This window comes from Kitasatospora sp. MY 5-36 (assembly GCF_001182915.1).
Taxonomy (GTDB): Bacteria; Actinomycetota; Actinomycetes; order Streptomycetales; family Streptomycetaceae; genus Kitasatospora.
Genome location: NZ_LFVW01001360.1, coordinates 1 through 766 on the forward strand (window position 1 = coordinate 1; position 766 = coordinate 766).

Here is a 766-nt window from a genome sequence, read left to right on the forward strand (position 1 = left end):
GGGGACGAGGCGGCGGGGGCCGACGCGGCCGGGGCCGCCGTGGCGCCCGCCGGGCCGGAGTGGTCGAGGGCCCGCCAGCCGAACCAGCCCGCCGTGCAGAGCGGAACGGCCACGGCCGCGGCGGTGGTGGCGCGCAGCAGGGCGGAGCGGCGGGGCGGTCGGGGGGCGGTGCCGGTCACTGGTCGGTCAGATCCTGTCCTGGGTGCGCGGAGTCAGGCCGTAGCTCTTCGCGATCGCGTTCCACTTCGTCATGAAGTCCGTCTTCGCCTGCGTCGCCTGCGGGTTGAGCTCGTCCGCGTGCTTCTTGTCGGCGGTGGCCGGGGCCCGGCCGGTGCAGCCCTGGGCGGCGACGGCGCGCGCCCAGCTCGCGTACGCCTTGTCTATGTCGGCGGACAACTGCCAGGCGGACTTCAGGGAGTTCACCGCGTCCGCGCCGCCCGGCACGTCCGTGACGCTCAGTTGGGAGAGCTTGGCCAGCAGGGCGGTCCGCTGGCTCGCGCCGTTGTCGAAGTCCTGCGCGGCGCTCTCGATGTCGGCCTTCGGCGGGCAGCTGGTCACCTTGGCGACGGCGCTGCCGATCGGGGCCTTGGCGCTCTCGCCCTCGCTGAGCAGGCCGTCCAGTGCCTGGGCCTGCGCCTTGGCGCCCGGACCGGGAGCGGTCGAGCTCGGCGACGGCGTACCGGCGGGCGAGCCGGACGCGCTCGCGGCGGCGCTCGGCGCACCGTCCGCACCCGTGGGCGCGGTCGCGGGCGGCGGGTTCTCCGCG

General features: G+C 76.4%; 1 protein-coding gene. It reads right to left on the reverse strand.

The window, feature by feature from the left end:
• Positions 1 to 186: 186 nt before the first annotated feature.
• Positions 187 to 766 (reverse strand): hypothetical protein (locus AE652_RS47210; RefSeq protein ID WP_049661605.1); only part of this gene is annotated, 580 nt, incomplete at its 5' end.